Origin of the sequence: Enterococcus villorum, from assembly GCF_007990225.1 — a bacterium.
GTDB classification, from domain to species: Bacteria; Bacillota; Bacilli; order Lactobacillales; family Enterococcaceae; genus Enterococcus_B; species Enterococcus_B villorum.
Map to the genome: position 1 here is coordinate 34,333 of NZ_BJWF01000016.1, position 19,186 is coordinate 53,518.

The 19,186-nt window shown below is 36.5% G+C and carries 16 protein-coding genes and 2 pseudogenes; 4 read left to right on the top strand and 14 right to left on the bottom strand.

From position 1 onward, the window contains the following. Positions 1-13: 13 nt before the first annotated feature. The 14 genes and pseudogenes from aroF to efp form a co-directional block, all read right to left on the bottom strand. Complete coding sequence (aroF, locus tag EVI01_RS07460) at positions 14-1,033, bottom strand: 3-deoxy-7-phosphoheptulonate synthase (protein ID WP_010751899.1); 1,020 nt, start codon at positions 1,031-1,033, stop codon at positions 14-16. 624 nt (positions 1,034-1,657) lie between these two features. Continuing rightward, positions 1,658-2,479, bottom strand: coding sequence for a PrsW family intramembrane metalloprotease (locus EVI01_RS07465; RefSeq protein ID WP_010751900.1), 822 nt, complete (start codon positions 2,477-2,479; stop codon positions 1,658-1,660). A gap of 503 nt (positions 2,480-2,982) precedes the next feature. Then, positions 2,983-4,362, bottom strand: a complete 1,380-nt coding sequence (locus EVI01_RS07470) for an FAD-dependent oxidoreductase (protein ID WP_010751901.1) — start codon at positions 4,360-4,362, stop codon at positions 2,983-2,985. A 320-nt stretch (positions 4,363-4,682) separates the two neighbouring features. Further along, positions 4,683-5,849, bottom strand: a complete 1,167-nt coding sequence (locus tag EVI01_RS07475; protein WP_010751902.1) for a pyridoxal phosphate-dependent aminotransferase — start codon at positions 5,847-5,849, stop codon at positions 4,683-4,685. An 18-nt stretch (positions 5,850-5,867) separates the two neighbouring features. Continuing rightward, entirely contained in the window at positions 5,868-6,986 is a 1,119-nt protein-coding gene (locus tag EVI01_RS07480) for a M20 metallopeptidase family protein (RefSeq protein ID WP_025480702.1), read from the bottom strand. Then, on the bottom strand, positions 6,946-8,295 hold the full coding sequence (locus EVI01_RS07485; RefSeq protein ID WP_010751904.1) for an aspartate kinase: 1,350 nt from the start codon (positions 8,293-8,295) through the stop codon (positions 6,946-6,948). Before EVI01_RS07485 ends, EVI01_RS07480 begins: the two co-directional genes overlap by 41 nt. Continuing rightward, the gene (locus tag EVI01_RS07490; protein WP_025480703.1) at positions 8,292-9,293 is read right to left on the bottom strand and encodes an aspartate-semialdehyde dehydrogenase; all 1,002 of its coding nucleotides are present in this window, start codon (positions 9,291-9,293) and stop codon (positions 8,292-8,294) included. Before EVI01_RS07490 ends, EVI01_RS07485 begins: the two co-directional genes overlap by 4 nt. Before the next feature lie 14 nt (positions 9,294-9,307). Next, positions 9,308-10,004, bottom strand: a pseudogene (dapD, locus tag EVI01_RS07495) (2,3,4,5-tetrahydropyridine-2,6-dicarboxylate N-acetyltransferase). Positions 10,005-10,020: 16 nt separating this feature from the next. Further along, entirely contained in the window at positions 10,021-10,728 is a 708-nt protein-coding gene (gene dapB / locus EVI01_RS07500; RefSeq protein WP_010751906.1) for a 4-hydroxy-tetrahydrodipicolinate reductase, read from the bottom strand. A gap of 17 nt (positions 10,729-10,745) precedes the next feature. After that, positions 10,746-11,606 carry a 4-hydroxy-tetrahydrodipicolinate synthase gene (gene dapA / locus EVI01_RS07505; RefSeq protein WP_010751907.1) on the bottom strand — a complete coding sequence of 287 codons (861 nt, stop codon included), beginning with the start codon at positions 11,604-11,606 and terminating at the stop codon, positions 10,746-10,748. Positions 11,607-11,609: 3 nt separating this feature from the next. Beyond that, positions 11,610-12,416 carry a diaminopimelate epimerase gene (gene dapF, locus EVI01_RS07510; RefSeq protein ID WP_010751908.1) on the bottom strand — a complete coding sequence of 269 codons (807 nt, stop codon included), beginning with the start codon at positions 12,414-12,416 and terminating at the stop codon, positions 11,610-11,612. Next, positions 12,413-13,660, bottom strand: a pseudogene (gene lysA / locus EVI01_RS07515) (diaminopimelate decarboxylase). Before lysA ends, dapF begins: the two are co-directional and overlap by 4 nt. A gap of 244 nt (positions 13,661-13,904) precedes the next feature. Then, complete coding sequence (gene trhA / locus EVI01_RS07520) at positions 13,905-14,552, bottom strand: PAQR family membrane homeostasis protein TrhA (RefSeq protein ID WP_010751910.1); 648 nt, start codon at positions 14,550-14,552, stop codon at positions 13,905-13,907. Between the two features lie 265 nt (positions 14,553-14,817). After that, complete coding sequence (gene efp / locus EVI01_RS07525) at positions 14,818-15,381, bottom strand: elongation factor P (protein ID WP_010751911.1); 564 nt, start codon at positions 15,379-15,381, stop codon at positions 14,818-14,820. Positions 15,382-15,742: 361 nt separating this feature from the next. Here efp and EVI01_RS07530 point away from each other — a divergent pair, with 361 nt between their 5' ends. The 4 genes from EVI01_RS07530 to EVI01_RS07545 all read left to right on the top strand — a co-directional run bounded on the left by EVI01_RS07530 (position 15,743) and on the right by EVI01_RS07545 (position 19,180). After that, the gene (locus EVI01_RS07530; RefSeq protein ID WP_010751912.1) at positions 15,743-16,660 is read left to right on the top strand and encodes a PLP-dependent cysteine synthase family protein; all 918 of its coding nucleotides are present in this window, start codon (positions 15,743-15,745) and stop codon (positions 16,658-16,660) included. A gap of 64 nt (positions 16,661-16,724) precedes the next feature. After that, a complete protein-coding gene (locus tag EVI01_RS07535; protein WP_010751913.1) occupies positions 16,725-17,873 on the top strand; it encodes a cystathionine gamma-synthase in 1,149 nt (382 codons plus the stop codon). A gap of 157 nt (positions 17,874-18,030) precedes the next feature. Further along, positions 18,031-18,489, top strand: a complete 459-nt coding sequence (locus tag EVI01_RS07540; protein ID WP_010751914.1) for an S-ribosylhomocysteine lyase — start codon at positions 18,031-18,033, stop codon at positions 18,487-18,489. A gap of 220 nt (positions 18,490-18,709) precedes the next feature. Beyond that, on the top strand, positions 18,710-19,180 hold the full coding sequence (locus tag EVI01_RS07545; RefSeq protein ID WP_010751915.1) for a glutathione peroxidase: 471 nt from the start codon (positions 18,710-18,712) through the stop codon (positions 19,178-19,180). Positions 19,181-19,186 lie beyond the last annotated feature (6 nt).

Consider the following 19,186-nt stretch of genomic DNA (forward strand, 5'->3'; position numbering starts at 1 on the left):
GCGTTCCTCTTTTCTATAAAGCATTGATTTTTTTCATTGCTTCTACTAAAATGTCCACTTCTTTCATCATATTCAAGTAATTCTTTTCGTTTAATGATTGTTGTCCATCAGACCAAGCATTGATTGGATCAGGATGAATTTCTACGATCATCCCATCAGCCCCACTGGCTACTCCTGCTCGTGCCATTGGTGTGACTAGATCCCATACACCCGTTCCATGACTTGGGTCAACGATAATTGGAAAGTGGCTGTATTTTTTAATCAATGGAACAGCACTTAAATCAAAGGTATTTCTAGTAGCTGTTTCGTAAGTGCGAATCCCACGTTCAATGAAAATGATATTTGAATTATTTTGGACAGCGATGTATTCTGCTGCATTCAACCACTCTTCAATTGTACCGGAAATCCCTCGTTTTAATCCAATCGGCTTGCCAGTTTTACCAACTGCTTCTAATAAACGGAAATTTTGCATATTTCTTGCGCCAATTTGAATAATGTCAGCATATTGACAAACCACATCAATATGCGCTTTATCCATTACTTCAGTAATCACTTTCAAGCCGTAATGGTCAGCAGCTTTACGCATCATTTTCAGTCCATCTTCTCCTAATCCCTGAAAAGCGTACGGTGACGTTCTTGGTTTGTAGGCTCCCCCACGTAAAATTTTTGCCCCTCCTGCTTTAGCCATTCGAGCTGTTTCCATGATTTGCTCTTCTCCTTCGACTGAGCATGGTCCAGCCATAGTTACAAAGCTACCATCACCGATTTTTACACCATCTACGTTAACGATCGTATCTTGTGGATGAAATTCTCGTGAAGTTAATTTGTACGTATTAGAAACCGGAACCGCACGTTCAACAATGTCATATCTTTCAAATGGAACATCACGAATTACTTTAGGATCTCCTAATAATCCTAAGACAAAACGATCTTTTCCATGGTTAATTTGGACGTCTAGCCCTTCTTCTTTAATGCGTGTAATCACTGGCAACAACTCATTTTTTTGGACACCTGGTTTAATAATTAAAATCATAGAATAACTCCCTTTGTTTTTTATTTTATGTTACCTATTGCGGTTTCTAAATACTTCATCTAGCGACACAAATTCTCACAAACCAACTATTTATTTGCTTTTTTACTTCAATTTAGATACGTCTCGTTCCTCCTTTATGTATAAAAAAAGCCCACCGTAGATTAGAAAATCTACAGTGGGCCCTGAAATAATCAAATAAAAAAGCCACTATAGATTTTTCATCTATGCGGCGAGCAAGTCATCTCAAACATCCTTAGCCATCATAGATACAAACAAATGCTGTGTTTGTACCCATAATTTTTATGAATACAAACCTATCTAAAATAGCTAAAGTAATAATTATTCAGTTGTGAGTTACGTGTGATTTTCATAATAATCGCTCCAAACTGATATAAGAATAATTTTAGTATAGAGTGATTTCTGAAAGAAGTCAATCATTTTCTTTACTAAGTTTCAAATGATGGTTTTATTTTTTTAAGTGTTCGTCAAAAGAAGATACTCAGACCATTTTTTGGTGGTCGCTTCAAGAAATAAATATATTAACAAATGAACTACTACCATTCTTTTTCAAACAATAGGAAACGATGAGCGACCACGAAAAATTAGCAAAGAGAATTAATTTTTTCAGACTTTCACTGTTTTATGATCTTTTTCTATTTGTAAAAAGTAGTGAACCGTTTGAATAATCAATAGTAGCGTTACAGTTGTCAAGAGTGCTGAAACCATTGGTATATCACCAAGCATCCATTCATTTAAAGGCGAATTCCATAGAAAATGTAAGACTATTGGACTTAGCACCCATAAATATTTTCTTTTAGATGAAATACCACAATTTTTATTCCTTAAACAAAACACACCTAAAACAAATAAACCAGTGTAAGCCCAATGAGAACTAAGAGCACCAGAAATTCGTAACATCGTTTGTGGAAAAATCTCTTTCATTGATTCACTCGCTTGATTAACGATATAAGAGATATCCTCTACGATTTGAAACCCTAGACCCACACAGGTTCCAATAATAAAAACATCGGATAAATTCCGTTTCCCTAGCAGATAAATAACACCTATTCCACAGGCACCTTTTAGTATCTCTTCTGTCAACGAGGTTGTTAGGGCATTAATCCACGCATTTAAACTTGAAGATCCTTGAATAAAAAAATCCGTTACGAATTTAGCTGTTTCATTGCCATACGCGGCCATCCACCCAGGAATAAAACAACCAAAAACTAAACTTATACTTAGAAGATATATGGGGGTAGAAAAATATTTTTTATAGCAAGAAAGCAAAAAAATAACGGGAATGATATACAAACTTAGCAATAAAATGGCAACCAATAAAAATAAGGCATTTACATTTGATAGATGAATCACACTAATCGAATTTATTTCATAATCAATACCAATAGCTGCTAAAAATAAAAGCAAAAATAAAATAATTTTTTTCATAAAAAACACCTTTCGTTCATATGTGAACTTCGCATAACTCTCATATGCTAGTATAGCTCTTTTATTTTTTAACAGCAAAAGTTAACAAAACAACCATTTTTAAATCATGTGTTTTTTTACTATCCATGTACATATAGAAAAAACTGGAACTACCTCTTATTTATGTTTTTTGGAGTATCTAATGGCACCGGTATATAAAAAGGCATCCATCACCTAATGTTAGAGAAAAGGTGATGAATGCCTAATGACATAAAAAGAACTAGCTTAGTGAATGAATCTAAAAAGTAGCGTAATGAATGATTCTCTTACCCAAAATAAGCAACAAAACGTCACACAATAGTACACTATGACACCTAGAGAAAGTAAGAAATTTTTGGATAGCAGGTTACATTCATATTCCTAACCTCTCCTTGAAGACGCCACTCATTCGTTCTTTTTCATATTTTCGATTTCCGTTTATCCACTCTTTACCACCTCTGTATAAACGGTAAATGTCCACTTTATTATTCCACAAATGGTTCTTCCCCTAATGCTTGTTGGGCAGCTAGATTGAGCATGCTCCATTGGCGGTCAAAGCCCGGTTGGAAGAAGAAGTCAGCTTCTGCTAAGTTTTCGATCGTTAATTTTTGTTGGATCGCTAAAGCTAAGACATTTCCTTGGGCAGTCACATCATAAGTCGATAAAACAGCTCCACCTAAAATTTGATGCGTGATTGGGTCAAAGAACAACTGAATCGAAACTTTAGTATTGCCATATTTTTCAGGAACGTATTTAGGACGTAATGTGTCTTCATAATAAGCTGTACTGATTGCTACACCAGCTTTTGAAGCAGTAAAACTATTGAGCCCGCTCGCTGCAAAATGATAATCAAAAACACTTAATGCCGAAGAACCAACTACTCCGCCAAATGGTTGACTTGGGATTTTTTCAAATAGATGTTTCACTACATACCGTGCTTCTCTTCTCGCCACGGTAGCGAGCGCAATCGGCATTTTAGTTCGTGCTGGGATTGAATAAGCCAGCGTTGCATCGCCTACTGCATAAACATCAGGAAGATTTGTCTGTAAATACTCATTGGTTACGATCCATCCTCGATCATCGAGATCTACTACTCCTTTTAGCCATTCCGTATTGGCTTTTACTCCTGCTGCTTGGATAACTAAATCAGTTGCCATTTCTTCATTTTCTGTTTGTATAGCGGCTACTTTTTGATCGCCTGTAAAGGCTTTGATTTTTGCGCCTGTTACAACCTTGATTCCTTTCTCTTTTAAATGTTCTTCTAAAATATCCGTCATTTCTTTATCTAAGTAAGTACCTAATGGTCGATCAATCACATCTAATAAAGTGACTTCTTTTCCAGCTTTGCGAAAGGCTTCTGCAGCTTCGATCCCGATGTAACCTGCGCCAATAACCGCTACATTTTTAATTGCCGGATCAGTTAATTTATCTTTGATTTTTGTTGCCCAATTATAGCCACGCATCAAATATACATTTTCCAAATCAGCGCCCGGAACAGGCAGTGAATTCGGTTTTACACCTGAACTTAAAATTAATTTATCGTATTCATAGTCTTTAGAAGTGTGATCTTCTAGACTAGTAACCGTTACTGTTTTTTCATCTGCATTTATTGCTTTTACCTCATGATTATTCAATATATGAACGTTAGGTTGTGGAAAGTTTTCTGGTCTAAAATTTCGTACATCATTTACATCTGTTACTTGATCTTCTAAATACAATTCCATTCCGCAAGACATGAAAGAAACATAATCTCCTGCTTCAAATAAAGTAATTTCTACATCTTCACCATACCTAGAGAGCAATTCTAAGATAGACTGATGCCCCCCGTGTGAGGCGCCGACAATAATAACTTTAGTTTTTTCCATTAATGAAACCCCCTTGTTCAATTATTTAGAATTATTCTAAACAAATTAAACATAACATTCGATTTTTTATAAATCAAAAGTTATGCGTTCTAAAATATCATAAAAATAATGCGAACAGAGAAATCATTAGAATAAAAGAGTAGTCAACTTTTTTCTTAAAAATTTATTGTTCGTTAAATAATAGGAAATTTATCGTGTACTATATTTACAGAACTTCTTTTTCTACTTTCTACCTCAATTATCACGCATGTCTATTTATATAAAGTTAAAAAATAAAAGCTTTGTTCACTTTCCCCTGAACAAAGCTTTTATTTACTCATTTATTGTTTTGTTAAAAATTCACTGATCCGATGACAAGCTTCGGTTAACTCCTCTAGACTGCTGGCATAAGAAATGCGAATATATCCTTCTCCTTCTGGACCAAAAGCAGACCCTGGGATACAAGCAACCTTACCTTTTTCTGCTAATTCTAGACAAAATCCCCAAGAATTTAAGGTAACCGTTTCTGGTAATTTGCAAAACAGATAAAACGCCCCATCTGGTGGAGAGATTTTAAAACCTAAATTAGTCAGTTCACCTAAAAGATAATCTCGTCTTTCAACGTAGCGTTCTTTCATTTTCTCACCATCATACATACCTCTTGTCAGTGCTTCAATCGCAGCTTTTTGTGAATTTGTAGTAGCGGAAGTCACTAAATATTGATGGACTTTAATGATTTCATCAATCAAATATTTTGAGGCAAAGATAAATCCAATACGCCATCCTGTCATGGCATGAGATTTAGACAACCCATTAATTACAATAGTTTGTTCAGGAAGATAAGAAGCCATTGAGACATGATCCCCTATATAATTCAGTTCTGAATACACTTCATCACTGATCACAAAAACAGGATGTTTTTTAATGACTTCTGCTAATTTAGCCATTTGTTCTGAAGACAATAATGTTCCTGTTGGATTACTTGGATAATTCAAAATAATCGCTTTAATTGACGTACCATAGGTTTCAAAAGCCGATTCTAATTGTTCTGGTTGGCAAATAAAATCGGTCTCTGACGTATCAATCGTAATCAGTTCAGCTCCTGCTAAATCGACAATTGGCTGGTAACCAGGATAGGCTGGTGCAGGGATTAAGACTTTATCTCCTTCTTCTAAAATAGATAATAATGATGCGGCGATTGCTTCGGTTGCACCGACAGTAGTTAGTACTTCGGTTTGTGGATCATAGTCCAATCCATAGCGTTCTTTTTGAAACAAACAAGCAGCTTCACATAGCTCAGGAAGTCCTCTCATACCAGTATAATGGGAATAATTTTCTGCAATAGCAGTCATTCCTGCCTGTTTGACATGCTGCGGTGTATCGAAATCAGGTTCTCCTAAGGTTAATTTGATGATGTCGGGTATGGAAGAAATCTGCTGATCAAAGCTCCTGATTTTTGATATTTCAACTTTTGCAAGTCTTCGATTAAAACGATTCGTTAAATTCATTTATTTCCCCTTTCTTTGTTACTGATCCTTTTTCCGTGAAATACTCACAAGTCCGTTCGTATTAAGGATCGTTTTGTACCAAGCAACACCTTTTTCTAAAACAGACATATTAAAATCAAATTGTGCATCGTGAAGTGCGGGTGTATTCCCTATACCTAAAAAGAAAAAAACACAAGGATACTTCTGAGTATAGATACCAAAATCTTCTGCTTGTAAAACAGGTTGTTCAAGTTCATGCAATTTTTCTGAGCGCTTTAAAGCTGAATATAAGTGAGGATCATTGATGACTGCTGGATATCCATCATTATAACGGAAATGAATCGACACATTCGATTTTTTTTGAAATTTTTCTGCTAAAATTGATAATTGTGTTTTTATTTCATTTTGAATTTGTTGGCTGTAAGACCTGATACTTCCAGAGATAATGACTTCACTCGCTAGTACATTCCGAATCGTTCCACCTTTGATCTGTCCAAATTTTACTAGATGTAACCATTCTTTTGGCAGAGCTTGTTCAAAGGCATAAACTTCTTTCATAAATCCTACTGCTCCTTCAATGCTATCAATACCAGACTCACTAGATGCAATGTGCGCTGATTTTCCACTGATGATAATATCTGTTTCACTGCTTTGTGCCATAAACGCACCTGGTCGTGAATAAATTTCTCCTTCTGGCAAACCTGGCCAGAGATGAAACCCAAAAATGGCTTGAACTTGATAATGATCCAATAGACCACTTTGAATGACACTTTCCGCCCCGCCCGAAATTTCTTCTGAAGGCTGAAAAATCAAAACAACATTATACGGTAACTCCTTTTTGTTCAAAGAGAGATACTCTGTTAACCCCAATAACATGGCCATATGACCATCATGTCCACAAGCATGCATAAAACCATCATGAATGGATGCAAAAGGAAGTGCCGTTTCTTCTTTGATTGGTAACGCATCAATATCTGTACGAAAAGCAATGGTCTCTTTTTGCTGATTGTCAAAATACAATAACAATCCAGTTTCTCCTATTTCGTGTAAGATTCCCCCACTATCTTTGATTTGCTCGTATAAATATGCTTTGGTTTTAAACTCGTGAAAACCTATTTCAGGAATTTGATGTAACGCCATGCGATGTTTGGCTAGCACTTGCATTCACCATCCCCTCATAAATTCCTTGTACCACTGTTTCATATTCCGTGTTTTTGACACCGATAATCAAGTTCAATTCTTGGGCTCCTTGCGACAAAATGGAGGTGCGAATTTCAAGTTGATTCAAGATTGACAATACTTTTCCTGATAAGCCAATTAATTCTTTGTGGGGCCCTCCGACTACTGAGATTAATGCCAAATCTTCAATAACTTCGACTTCTTCAACTCCTAATTTTTCTTTTAATTCTTTAGTAATCAAAAAAAGTTTCTCTGCGATCGCCTCAGCAGAAACCACCACACCAATATTATCGATCCCTGAAGGAATGTGTTCGATGGAAATGCCATGATTAGCAAAAATACTCATGGCCTTCCAAATAAAACCAATCTCATCTGACATATGCCGTTTAAATAATGTAATGGAAAGAAAATCTTTTTTTCCGGCAATGCCTGTTAATCCATTTTCTTTTTCGGTTTCATAATTTGAAATTTTCGTCCCTTTGGCTTCTGGCTCATTGGTATTTTTTATTTGGATAGGGATACCTGCTTCTTGAACAGGAAAAATAGCAGCTTCATGTAGAACATTTGCGCCCATATAGGCCATTTCTCGCAATTCTCTAAAAGAAATTTCCTCGATCACTTTCGGCGAATCAATGATTCGTGGATCTGCCATCATGATACCAGAGACATCCGTCCAATTTTCATAACATTCTGCTTGTAACATTTTTGCTAAAATCGCTCCAGTGATATCACTACCACCACGTCCTAATAGTTTCTCTTTTCCCATTGGATTGGAACCATAAAAGCCGGGAACTACTAATCGTTTTCCTTCGTGATAAGCATTTGTGATAGCAAGTGATGTGCTTTTTTCATCAACTTCTCCTGAATAATCAAAGAAAATCAACTCTTTGGCATCCACAAACGTATAGCCTATATACTCTGCCATTAATTGAGCAGTTAAGTATTCGCCTCGACTGACTAAATAATCTTGTGAAACTTTTTCTTTTTTTAACTTTTCTTGGATGTGTTGTAATTCATTTTCGATTGGAAAATTTAATGTTAAGACATCTCTTACCTGAATGAATCGTTCACAAATTTTTTCCCACAAAGGTGTCCAATCAACCCCATGTTGAAGGTAGGCATGAATCAAATACAATAAGTCTGTTACTTTATCATCTTTCTTGGTTCGTTTTCCTAAAGCAGAAACAACCACTACTTTTCTCTTTGAATCTGAAGTAATGATAGATTTTACTTTTCTAAATTGGTCTTCATGAGACATCGAAGAACCACCAAATTTTGCTACTTTCATTTTGCTACCTCCATTAATTGAGGGAGCAAAGCTGTCGCTATTTGCACGGCATTGGCCGCAGCACCTTTACGGACATTATCCGCTACAGTATAAAGCAATACCCCATTTTCCACTGCCATATCACGCCTAATTCGCCCAACATATACGTCATCACACCCTTTGGCTAGCACGCTTGTTGGATAACGATGTGTGGGTAGATCGTCTACTACTTGTATTCCAGGGAAGTCTTGTAAACATTGTTGAATGGCATCAATTGAAAATGGTTCTTCTAACTGTACGGCTATCGATACCCCATGCCCTACTTCGATCGGCACACGGACACAGGTGGCGGAAACAGGCAAGTCAGGTAGATGCAAAATTTTTCTAGTTTCATTCATCATTTTTTGTTCTTCTTTGGTATACCCATTTTCTAAGGCTACATCGATTTCTGGAATCACTGTTTGACTAATATCATATGGATAAAGGGTAGGCGCTTGCCCATTTCTCGTCGCCCATAAATCTTCCATTCCCTTTTGTCCAGATCCAGAAACCGCCTGATACGTAGAGTAATTAACACGACTGATGCCAAAAGTTTGTTGCAAAGCTTTTAAAGGTAAAACAGCTTGAATCGTTGAACAATTAGGGTTAGCAATTAATCGATCCATCTCATGGTCAATGAGATTTACTTCTGGTACGATCAAAGGAATAGTCGGATCTTCTCTCCATGCTGAAGAATTGTCAATAACGAGTAGTCCTCGTTCTTTTGCAATCGGAGCAAATTCCTGAGAAATTCCCGCTCCAGCTGAAAAAAGCGCTAAATCATACCCTTCAAATGATGTCTTTGTTAATTCTTCCACCGTATATTCTTCGTCTTTGAATAGACACTTCTTACCAACCGAACGTTTGGAAGCTAAAAGCTTCAATCGTCCAACTGGAAAGTCATACTCTTCTAACACTTTCAACATCATTTGTCCGACTAGGCCAGTCGCTCCCACAATACAGGTATCTATTTCGCGCATCTTTTTCATCCTTTCTATAATTCGCGTAGTGCAGCAATTAGTGCGGTATTTTTTTTCGTTTGATCGTCTTTTATTTTTAAAACACGTGCAGGTGTCCCCCCTACGACTGTATCTGCTGCTACATCTTCTAAGAACTACCGCTCCGGCAGCTACTACAGCATTTGCCCCAATATGGACCCCTTCAACGATGACTGCATTTGCCCCAACCAATACACCATCTTCTACCACTACTGGCTTTGCCGAAGCTGGTTCGATCACACCAGCTAAAACTGCTCCTGCGCCAATGTGACAATTTTTTCCCACCATTGCTCGACCACCTAAGATTGCCCCCATGTCAATCATAGTATTTTCTCCGATTACAGCGCCAATATTAACAATTGCGCCCATCATAATCACCGCATGATCCCCAATGGATACCTGATCCCGGATGATCGCACCCGGTTCGATTCGAGCATTCATTGTTTTTAAATCAAGCAAAGGAACCGCACTATTTCTAGCCGCTACTTCTATCTCAATATCAATGATTTTTTCTGATTCTTTTTGTAGAATTGGCGCAATTTCATTATAATCACCAAAAACGATTTGGCTCTTTCCTTCCCCAAATACTTTGCCATGTTCAAATTCAATTGGTTCAGTGACATTCAGATATACTTTTACTGGTGTTTTTTTCTCTGCTTTTTGAATAAATTGAATGATTTCTTGTGCGTCCATGCTCTTTTTCACTCCTTTAAATGTTCACCATATCTTCTAGGTGATAAAATCCTACCGATTGATCTTTTAACCAAAGTGTGGCTTTGATTGCGCCATCCGCAAAAATCTGATTGGAAAAGGATTCATGCTTAATAGATAAGACTTCATTGGTTGTAGCAAACAACACTTCATGTTCTCCTGGTATGGAACCAGCCCGTATGCTGTGTACACCAATTTTATCTGTTGTTCGTGGTTGATCTTCCCATTGAAAAACCGGGGTCAGTTTTCTTGCTTCTTGCAGACTGGCAATTAATGTTTTTGCTGTTCCAGAAGGTGCATCTTTTTTTTGATCGTGGTGTTTTTCAATCAATTCGATTTCCCAATTTCCCAGTGTTTTTGCTACTTGTTTTACAAGTTTGTTCATCACTAAGATACCTAATGAAAAGTTTGTACCGTATAAGATTGGGATGGTTTGCCCCGCTTCTTGAATGGTTTGTAATTGTGTTTCACTATAGCCAGTCGTTCCGATAACTATCGGAAGTTGATGCTGAATGCTATAAGAAAGTATCTTCTCTAGATTATTGGGATGAGAAAAATCAAGGAGCGCTTCTACTTTTTCAGGAAAAGCGACTGTCGCAGCTCTTCTTAATGACGTTTCAAGAAGAACAGCTTCATGCCCATAGTTACCAATGATCTCTTGGATTTTTTGCCCCATTTTTCCATTTCCTATCACACCAATTTTCATCAACGATCCCGCCCTTTCTAATCCAAAATTTGTGCAAGTTGCGCTCTTTTTTCATCTGCTAAAGGAACAAGCGGCAAACGTAAGGGCCCAGCAGGAAGCCCCATTAAATCCATCGCTGCTTTTACTGGGATCGGGTTTGTTTCGCTAAATAAAGCATGGATTAATGGTAATGCCTCCAGTTGAAGACGCTGGGCTTTTTTCATTTCTCCTTGCTCAAAAGCTTCTACTAAATCATGGACTCGTTTAGGTTGGATATTCGCCCAGACACTAATCACACCGATCCCTCCTACACTTAATACAGGTAAAATCGTATCGTCATTGCCACTGTATAGAACAAATGATTCTTCTATCAGACGTCCGACTTCCATTACATAAGCAATATCCCCAGAAGCTTCTTTGATACCGATGATTTGTGGGTGTTTTGCTAATTTTTTAAGAATAGGGATTGGGATAGTCATTCCTGTTCTTGATGGCACATTATATAAAAGAATAGGTAAAGGTGATTGGTCCGCAATCGCTGTAAAATGAGCCAATAGACCCGCATCACTCGTTTTATTATAATAAGGCGTGATCACAAGTAATTGATCTGCGCCAAGTGCAGCAAAACGTTTTACTTTTTCGATTGCTTTTTTCGTATTATTGGATCCGGCACCTGCAATGACAGGAATTCTTTGATTGACTTTTTTTACCGTAAATCGTAAAATTTCCTCTTCTTCCTCATCTGAAAGAGTAGAGCCTTCTCCGGTTGTTCCTAGTACTAATAAACCATCTGTTTTTTCTAACAGGTGAAAATCAATCAATTTTCCAAGTCCCTCATAATCAATTTCACCAAATTTATTCATTGGTGTAACTAATGCTACGATTGAACCTTTCAACATAGCTCATCCCTCCAATTCTTTTGACCATTCCACTACAGCTGGTCCCATCATCTGAATTTGTTGGTCCCCTGTAATCACTAATGCACCTTGTTCCAGATAAACAGTCACTTCATCTTTTGATAAATAACCGTGATCTTTAGCAACTACATAAGCCGCACAGCAACCCGTTCCACAAGCAAGTGTCCAACCAACACCGCGTTCATACGTACGAACGAACATTTCTGTTTCACTAATTAGCTGAACAAAATTCACATTTGTTTTTTCTTTAAACATCGGATGATGACAAATCTTTTCTCCTAAGTCTTTTTTTAATTGCGCCTGTGCATCTTCTACAAAGACAACCGTATGGATGGTTCCCATAAATAAACAAGTCAGCTGAACTTCTTCCTCATCAATTATCAATGTTTGATCAACGATCGAATCTGAATTTGTCTGTGCCACTGCTAAGCGTTTGATAGAATAATCTGGCGTACCCATTTGAGCCACACAATAAAATGGCTCTTGTTCTAAGATTTCGATAGAAATTGTCCCCGCTAATGTTTGTACATCGAATTGCAAACTTTTCACGATGTTCTTTTCCCACACATAACGAGCAAAACAGCGAATACCATTGCCACACATCGGTGCACGGCTTCCGTCTTTGTTATAATAGATCATTTCTAGTGGCTGGGTTTTGACTGCAATCAATCCATCGGTATCAAACTGATCTTTTCCACACCATTTTTCGGCAAATTGGCTATAATCTGTTTCTTCCTCATAATCCAGTACAATAAAGTTATTGCCACAGCCATTGTATTTATGGATGATCATAGAACTTCACCTCTTAACAAATCTGCATATTCTTGTCGACGTACAACTAATCTAGACGTATCGCCGTTGACAAAAACCACTGCTGGTGTCAAAGCACGATTATAATTGCTACTCATAGAGTATCCATAAGCTCCTGTCGCATAAACGGCTAAAATATCGCCTGGCTCAGCAGGTGGCAAGAAAGTTTCTTGGATCACAACATCGCCCGATTCACACATTTTTCCAGCTACTGTCACTTTCTCTGTTTTCGCTGCTGTCAGTTTTGTTGCAAGATCACATCGGTAAGTTGCCTGATATAGTGCGGGACGGATGTTATCAGTCATTCCACCATCAACAAAATAGTATTTTTTATGAGGAGTTTGCTTGATAAAGCCTACCGTGTAAAGCGTGGTTCCTGCTTCTCCTACCATACTTCTTCCTGGCTCAATCATTAGTTGCTGAATGGTTACCCCTTGTTTTTGTAGTGCCTCTTCCGTGTAGCGAACTAATTCTTTCACCGTTTCCTCAATTGGTAAAGGTCGATCACTTTCGGTGTAACGGATCCCAAAACCGCCTCCGAGATTCAGTGAAAGTTCTTCATCAAACTCTTTTAGATAACCGACTAATTTATCGATTTCAGCTAACCAAGCCGTCATTTCAAAAATTTGCGAACCAATATGAGCATGAAATCCTTCCAAAACTAAATGATCACTCGTTTGCACGATTTGAATGGCTTGTTGACAGTTTTCACTTTCGTAAAGCATCCCAAACTTAGAATCAACATGAGCTGTTACAATATATTCATGCGTGTGCGCTTCGATCCCCACATTTAAACGGATCATCACGTGTAATTTTTTGTCATATTCTTGACTAAGAATTGACAATAATTCCACTTCCATCCGATTATCTACCACAAAGTGAATTATTCCATTTTCGATAGCATAACGTAGTTCAGCAGGCGTTTTATTGTTTCCATGAAAGTAGATCGTTTCTACTGGAAATTCGGCTTTCAAAGCAGTGTAGATTTCACCACCACTGACAACATCTAAACCTAATCCATAAGATTGAATCAGCTTTAACATTGCGACTGTTTGAAATGCTTTTGAAGCATATAATACCTTTGTCTTAAAATGATCGGATTGAAATCCTTCTTTAAATGCCTTTATCGTTTCTTTCAATTTTTTCTCATCGTACACATAAAGGGGGCTTTGATATTGCTTGACTAATTAACTTGCAGGAATTTCACCGATCATTAACTCTGACATTTAGAATTACCTCTTTTCAAAAATGATTTTTATCAAAAACAAATAGATTTTTAATAAATATTTTAATTTTATTTGAATAATATTAAACAAAAACTTATAAATTGTCTACTATATCTTCACTTTTATTAAAAAAATGCTTGTTCATACAAAATATTGCATAAATAAAAAAAGAGAATTTGAGGTTATTCTCAAATTCTCTCATTTTTTATAAATTTAATTTTTTCATCAAATGAGGACAAGTTGGTTATAAAACATAACCAACATACACAGCTAAAAACATTAAAGATGCACCTAACATGACAAATAGATGCCAAATAACATGAGTAAATTTCTTACTTTTCATACTATAAAAAACAGATCCAATAGAATAAGCTAAGCCACCTGCAACCAAAAGTATCAATCCCGTAAAATTGATATTCTCATAAAGTTTAGGTAAAACAATCACGATCCCCCAGCCCATAACATTATAAATAATCGTTGACACTTTAGAGACTTGGCTGGCCTTGGATAATGTCAAACATTTATAAATGATCCCAATAACAGCCGTTGCCCAAATCACACTAAGCAATAAAACACCAGAAAGTCCTTGCACAATCAATAAACAAAAAGGTGTATAGGTTCCCGCAATCAATAAATAGATTGAGCAATGATCAAATATTTGAAATACTTTTTTTGCTTTCGTAAAAATTAGACTATGAAAGAGCGTAGAAGTAAAAAAAAGCAAAAACAACGAACTCCCATAAATAATAAAAGCAATATAATCGAGCGTTGAATGTGCTCGTTGCATCAACATATTAAAACAAATAATACTTAATAATGCGGCAATTCCATGAGTGACAGCATTCAACACTTCATTCACAATCTGATACTTCCGACTAAACTCCACTTCCATTTTGTATTTCCTCCAATCATTGTTGACTAGTTCCACTAATTCCATTATAAACTGTTTATAAGACTTTTACATCTAGTTTTCAAAACTATATTAAAACTTAATGTTTAAAATAGCAAGTAAAAAACACTACTCCTTCGTACTCTTCATTCTTTTTTGTAATGGATCAACTGATTTCTCTTTTGCTTCCAACAAAAACTATAATAAAAAAAGACTTTTGATCAAACCCCATTTTAATGAGCTTGTTCAAAAGTCTTTCTTTTAAAAATTATTTAGATGCACGTTTCACGTATGAACCTTCTGCTGTATTAATTTCAAGTAATTCATCTGTTTCGATGAAGTCAGGAACATTGACTACTAGTCCTGTTTCCATTGTAGCAGGTTTACCAGATCCTGTTACTGTCGCACCTTTAATAGAAGGTTGAGTTTCCACTACACGTAAGACAACTGTTGTTGGTAATTGGACACCAATCACTTCACTACCAAAGAACTGAATTTTCACTTCCATGTTTTCCAAAATGTATTTCATTTCTTCTTCCACTGATTCTACTGGAATTTCATATTGTTCATATGTTTCCAAATCCATAAAGAAAGCTGTATCGTCCATTGTATACAAATATTGTACTGGTTTTGTGTCAATATGGGCTTTTTCGAATTTTTCTTCTGGTCTGAAAGTTGTATCGTAAGTAGCACCTGAACGAACGTCTTTTAATTTCATACGCATCACTGTATTTCCTTTACCAGGTTTATGGTGGCTTGCGTCTAAAACTTTAATTAATTTACCGTCTTGAACAAATGTCATACCGGCTCTTAAATCACTTGCTGAGATCATTATTTTTGCTCCTTCTTATCTTAATCATAATCAACTTTATTGTATCAGACAACCGCTTAGAAAACTAGGAAATTATCTATTTTTAAGATTTCATCTTTGACTTTCTCTTTTTTTCATGCTATTTTTAATGAAATTATTTTTAGGAGGGGTTCCACATGACAAACAGCAAACGAAAACAAATGAATCTTTGTTGTTGTATGGTGCAAAAAAGCAGCATACGATTTGTCATGTCTATTAATAGCCCCTCATAAATCAGTATTGTTTTTCTCTTCTTTTTCGTACAATACTTATTTAATGATTTTTCCAAGGAGCTGATTGAATAGTCAGTTCCTTTTTATTTTATACTTTTTAGGAGGTCATGATGGTTATTACAACGCTCACAGATATAATTGGTCATACACCTGTTTTTAAATTTACCAATAAAGATTATCCAATGCCTGAACATTCAGCCATTTACGCGAAATTGGAGTATTTAAATCCTGGTGGTAGCATCAAAGATCGTTTGGGTTATTATTTGATTAAACACGGGGTGCAAACAGGGAAAATAACAGCAGATACAACAATTATTGAACCAACAGCTGGCAATACTGGAATTGGATTAGCCTTAGCTGCTTTAAGCTTTCATCTAAAAACAATTTTTGTAGTTCCAGAACAGTTCAGTTTAGAAAAACAACAAATAATGAAAGCATTAGGAGCAACCATTATCCATACACCAAGCGATCTAGGCATAACCGGTGCGATTAAAAAAAGTAAGGAATTAGCAAAAGAAATCAAACACAGTTTTCTACCCATGCAGTTTGAAAATCCAGAAAACCCTGCAGCTTATTATCATACATTAGGACCAGAAATCAGTAAGGAACTTGGGACAAAAATTACTAGCTTTGTCGCTGGTATTGGGAGTGGCGGTACTTTTTCTGGAGTGGCTAGATACTTGAAAGAACAAAATTCTTTGATTCGATTAATTGGAGTCGAACCAGAAGGATCCATTTTAAACGGGGGAAAATCCCATAGCCACAAGATTGAAGGAATTGGTGTGGAGTTTGTCCCTCCTTTTCTTTCAGACATTTCAATTGATGGATTTGAAACAATTTCAGATCAAGAAGGCTTTGCTTATACAAGACAACTAGCAAAAAATCAAGGTTTATTAGTTGGTAGTTCTAGCGGAGCTGCTTTTGCTGCTGCGTTACACGAAGTCCAACGATTACCTGCAGGAAGTTCAGTAGTGACTATTTTCCCAGACACTGCTGATCGTTACTTATCTAAAGCGATTTATCTCTAAGCCATTCACCTGCACTTTACTGTAAAATTTCAATTGAGCTTTTTAAAATTAGGAGGAATAGACAATGCATATTCAAACAAAACTTATCCATGGTGGCATTAGCGAAGACCCGACAACAGGAGCTGTCAGCGTGCCCATCTATCAAACCTCGACTTATCGACAAAATAGCGTAGGAAATCCAAAACAATATGAGTACTCTCGCTCTGGTAATCCAACACGCTTTGCGTTAGAAGAATTAATTGCTGATTTAGAAGGCGGAGTAAAAGGCTTTGCATTTGCTTCTGGATTAGCTGGTATTCATGCCGTTTTCTCCCTTTTCCAAGCTGGAGATCATATTTTACTTGGTGACGATGTATATGGTGGCACTTTCCGTTTATTTGATAAAGTACTTACTAAGAACGGTTTAGAGTATACGATTGTCGATACAAGTGACTTGTCTCAAGTAGAACAAGCGATTCAATCGAACACCAAAGCACTTTATTTAGAAACGCCTAGCAATCCTTTATTAAAAATCACTGATCTTGAAAAAAGCAACAAACTGGCAAAGAAACATCAGTTGATTACAATTGTGGATAACACCTTTGCCACTCCTTACTTTCAAAAGCCTTTAGAACTAGGGGCCGACATCGTTTTACACAGTGGCACAAAATATTTAGGTGGCCATAGTGACGTTGTTGCAGGATTAGTTACTACTAACGATCAAGAATTAGCCAACGCAATTGGTTATTATCAAAATGCGATTGGTGGAGTATTAGGCCCCCAAGATAGTTGGTTACTCCAAAGAGGAATCAAGACATTAAGTGTCCGAATGGAAGAACATCAAAAAAATGCGTTTGCGGTAGCAGAATTATTAAACAAACATCCCGAAGTAGAAGAAGTCTTTTATCCAGGTTTGTCTTCCCATCAAAATCATGAAATCGCACGTTCACAGATGAGTGGTTTTAGCGGAATGGTTTCTTTTACTTTAAAAAATGAACCAGCTGCAATTCCTTTTGTTGAGTCGCTTCAATTATTCATTTTAGCTGAAAGTTTGGGGGGAGTAGAAAGTCTCGTCGAACTCCCCGCCGTTATGACTCATGCTTCTGTTCCAAAAGAAAAAAGAGAAAAAGCAGGTATTAAAGATGGACTTATCCGCCTTTCTGTAGGAATCGAATATGTCGATGATTTATTGGATGACTTAAACCAAGCATTTGGATCAGTAAAAGAAAGCTAAACTCTGAAAGAAAAGCAAAAAACATTTCAGATTGCTACACCTTGAAAGAAATAAGTGATAGAATCTAAATGGATGTTACCTATTTGTAGAAATCAAGTTACTCTTTATTTGATCTCTATAAACAAAATCGATTACCAATAGTGAGGAGCAATAAGACATGAAAATGAATGTTGAAAGTTTTAACCTTGATCATACGAAGGTAAAAGCACCATATATCAGAGTAGCTGATCGAAAGACAGGTGAACACGGAGACGTCATCATTAAATATGATGTCCGTTTTAAACAACCAAATAAAGAACACATGGATATGCCAAGTTTACATTCTTTAGAACATTTAACTGCAGAATTAATTCGTAATCATGCTGACTATATCGTTGACTGGTCTCCAATGGGTTGCCAAACTGGTTTTTATCTAACTGTTTTAAACCACGAAAGTTATGAAGATATTTTAGATGTTTTAGAAAAAACAATGAAAGACGTGCTCGAAGCAACAGAAGTACCTGCAAGTAATGAAAAACAATGTGGCTGGGCTGCAAGTCATACACTAGAAGGTGCTCAAGAATTAGCTCGTGAATTTTTAGAAAAGCGTGATGAATGGTCAGAAGTCGAAGCATAAAGGTTGAGTCAATCGTTAAGATAAAGTTCACTGTAGATCATACTTTATATTTATAGTGTTCAAAACTATTCTTTTATGTTTATCTTTTTGTACTCGAACCTAAAATCGCTAAAAATTATGACTGATAAATAAACATCGTTTTAAACCAAGCTCTAAACGAAAACAAGTGATTTTGTTGGACGTTTAGAGCTTTTGGAATTATTAATAAGGAGGGATTTTTATGAACATCTATGATTTCACAGTCACTTTAGAAAATGGAACCACTTATTCATTAGATAAATACAAAGGACACCCAATGATTATCGTCAATACTGCCACAAAATGTGGATTAGCGCCACAATTTGAGCAGTTAGAAGAACTTTATGAACGCTATCAATCACAAGGTTTAGTTATTCTAGGATTTCCTTCCAATCAATTCAAGCAAGAAGTAGCCACTGCTAGTGATGCGGCTCAGGTTTGTCGAACCACATACGGCGTCACCTTTCCAATGCATCAGATAATTGATGTTAACGGGTCTAATGCCGATCCTCTTTTCGAATATTTAAAAAAACAGGCACCGGGTACATTATCAAATGCAATCAAATGGAATTTCACTAAATTCTTAGTTGATAAAGATGGAAATGTGGTAGAACGCTTTGCTCCGAAAACGATACCTATAAAAATGATTGACTCGATTGAAGCTGTACTATAATTCAAA

Bases quoted from the DNA above. Each gene is read 5' to 3' on its own strand.
- EVI01_RS07490 (WP_025480703.1), bottom strand. From the start codon at position 9,293: ATGCGCGAAATAGATACCTGTATTGTGGGAGCGACTGGCCTAGTCGGA.
- efp (WP_010751911.1), bottom strand. From the start codon at position 15,381: ATGATCTCAGCAAGTGATTTAAGAGCCGGTATGACATTTGTTCAAGAC.
- EVI01_RS07535 (WP_010751913.1), top strand. From the start codon at position 16,725: ATGCATATTCAAACAAAACTTATCCATGGTGGCATTAGCGAAGACCCG.
- dapB (WP_010751906.1), bottom strand. From the start codon at position 10,728: ATGAAAATTGGTGTGATAGGAAATGGAAAAATGGGGCAAAAAATCCAA.
- EVI01_RS07470 (WP_010751901.1), bottom strand. From the start codon at position 4,362: ATGGAAAAAACTAAAGTTATTATTGTCGGCGCCTCACACGGGGGGCAT.
- dapA (WP_010751907.1), bottom strand. From the start codon at position 11,606: ATGTTGAAAGGTTCAATCGTAGCATTAGTTACACCAATGAATAAATTT.
- dapF (WP_010751908.1), bottom strand. From the start codon at position 12,416: ATGATCATCCATAAATACAATGGCTGTGGCAATAACTTTATTGTACTG.
- EVI01_RS07485 (WP_010751904.1), bottom strand. From the start codon at position 8,295: ATGAAAGTAGCAAAATTTGGTGGTTCTTCGATGTCTCATGAAGACCAA.
- trhA (WP_010751910.1), bottom strand. From the start codon at position 14,552: ATGGAAGTGGAGTTTAGTCGGAAGTATCAGATTGTGAATGAAGTGTTG.
- EVI01_RS07465 (WP_010751900.1), bottom strand. From the start codon at position 2,479: ATGAAAAAAATTATTTTATTTTTGCTTTTATTTTTAGCAGCTATTGGT.
- EVI01_RS07475 (WP_010751902.1), bottom strand. From the start codon at position 5,849: ATGAATTTAACGAATCGTTTTAATCGAAGACTTGCAAAAGTTGAAATA.
- EVI01_RS07540 (WP_010751914.1), top strand. From the start codon at position 18,031: ATGAAAATGAATGTTGAAAGTTTTAACCTTGATCATACGAAGGTAAAA.
- EVI01_RS07545 (WP_010751915.1), top strand. From the start codon at position 18,710: ATGAACATCTATGATTTCACAGTCACTTTAGAAAATGGAACCACTTAT.
- EVI01_RS07530 (WP_010751912.1), top strand. From the start codon at position 15,743: ATGGTTATTACAACGCTCACAGATATAATTGGTCATACACCTGTTTTT.
- aroF (WP_010751899.1), bottom strand. From the start codon at position 1,033: ATGATTTTAATTATTAAACCAGGTGTCCAAAAAAATGAGTTGTTGCCA.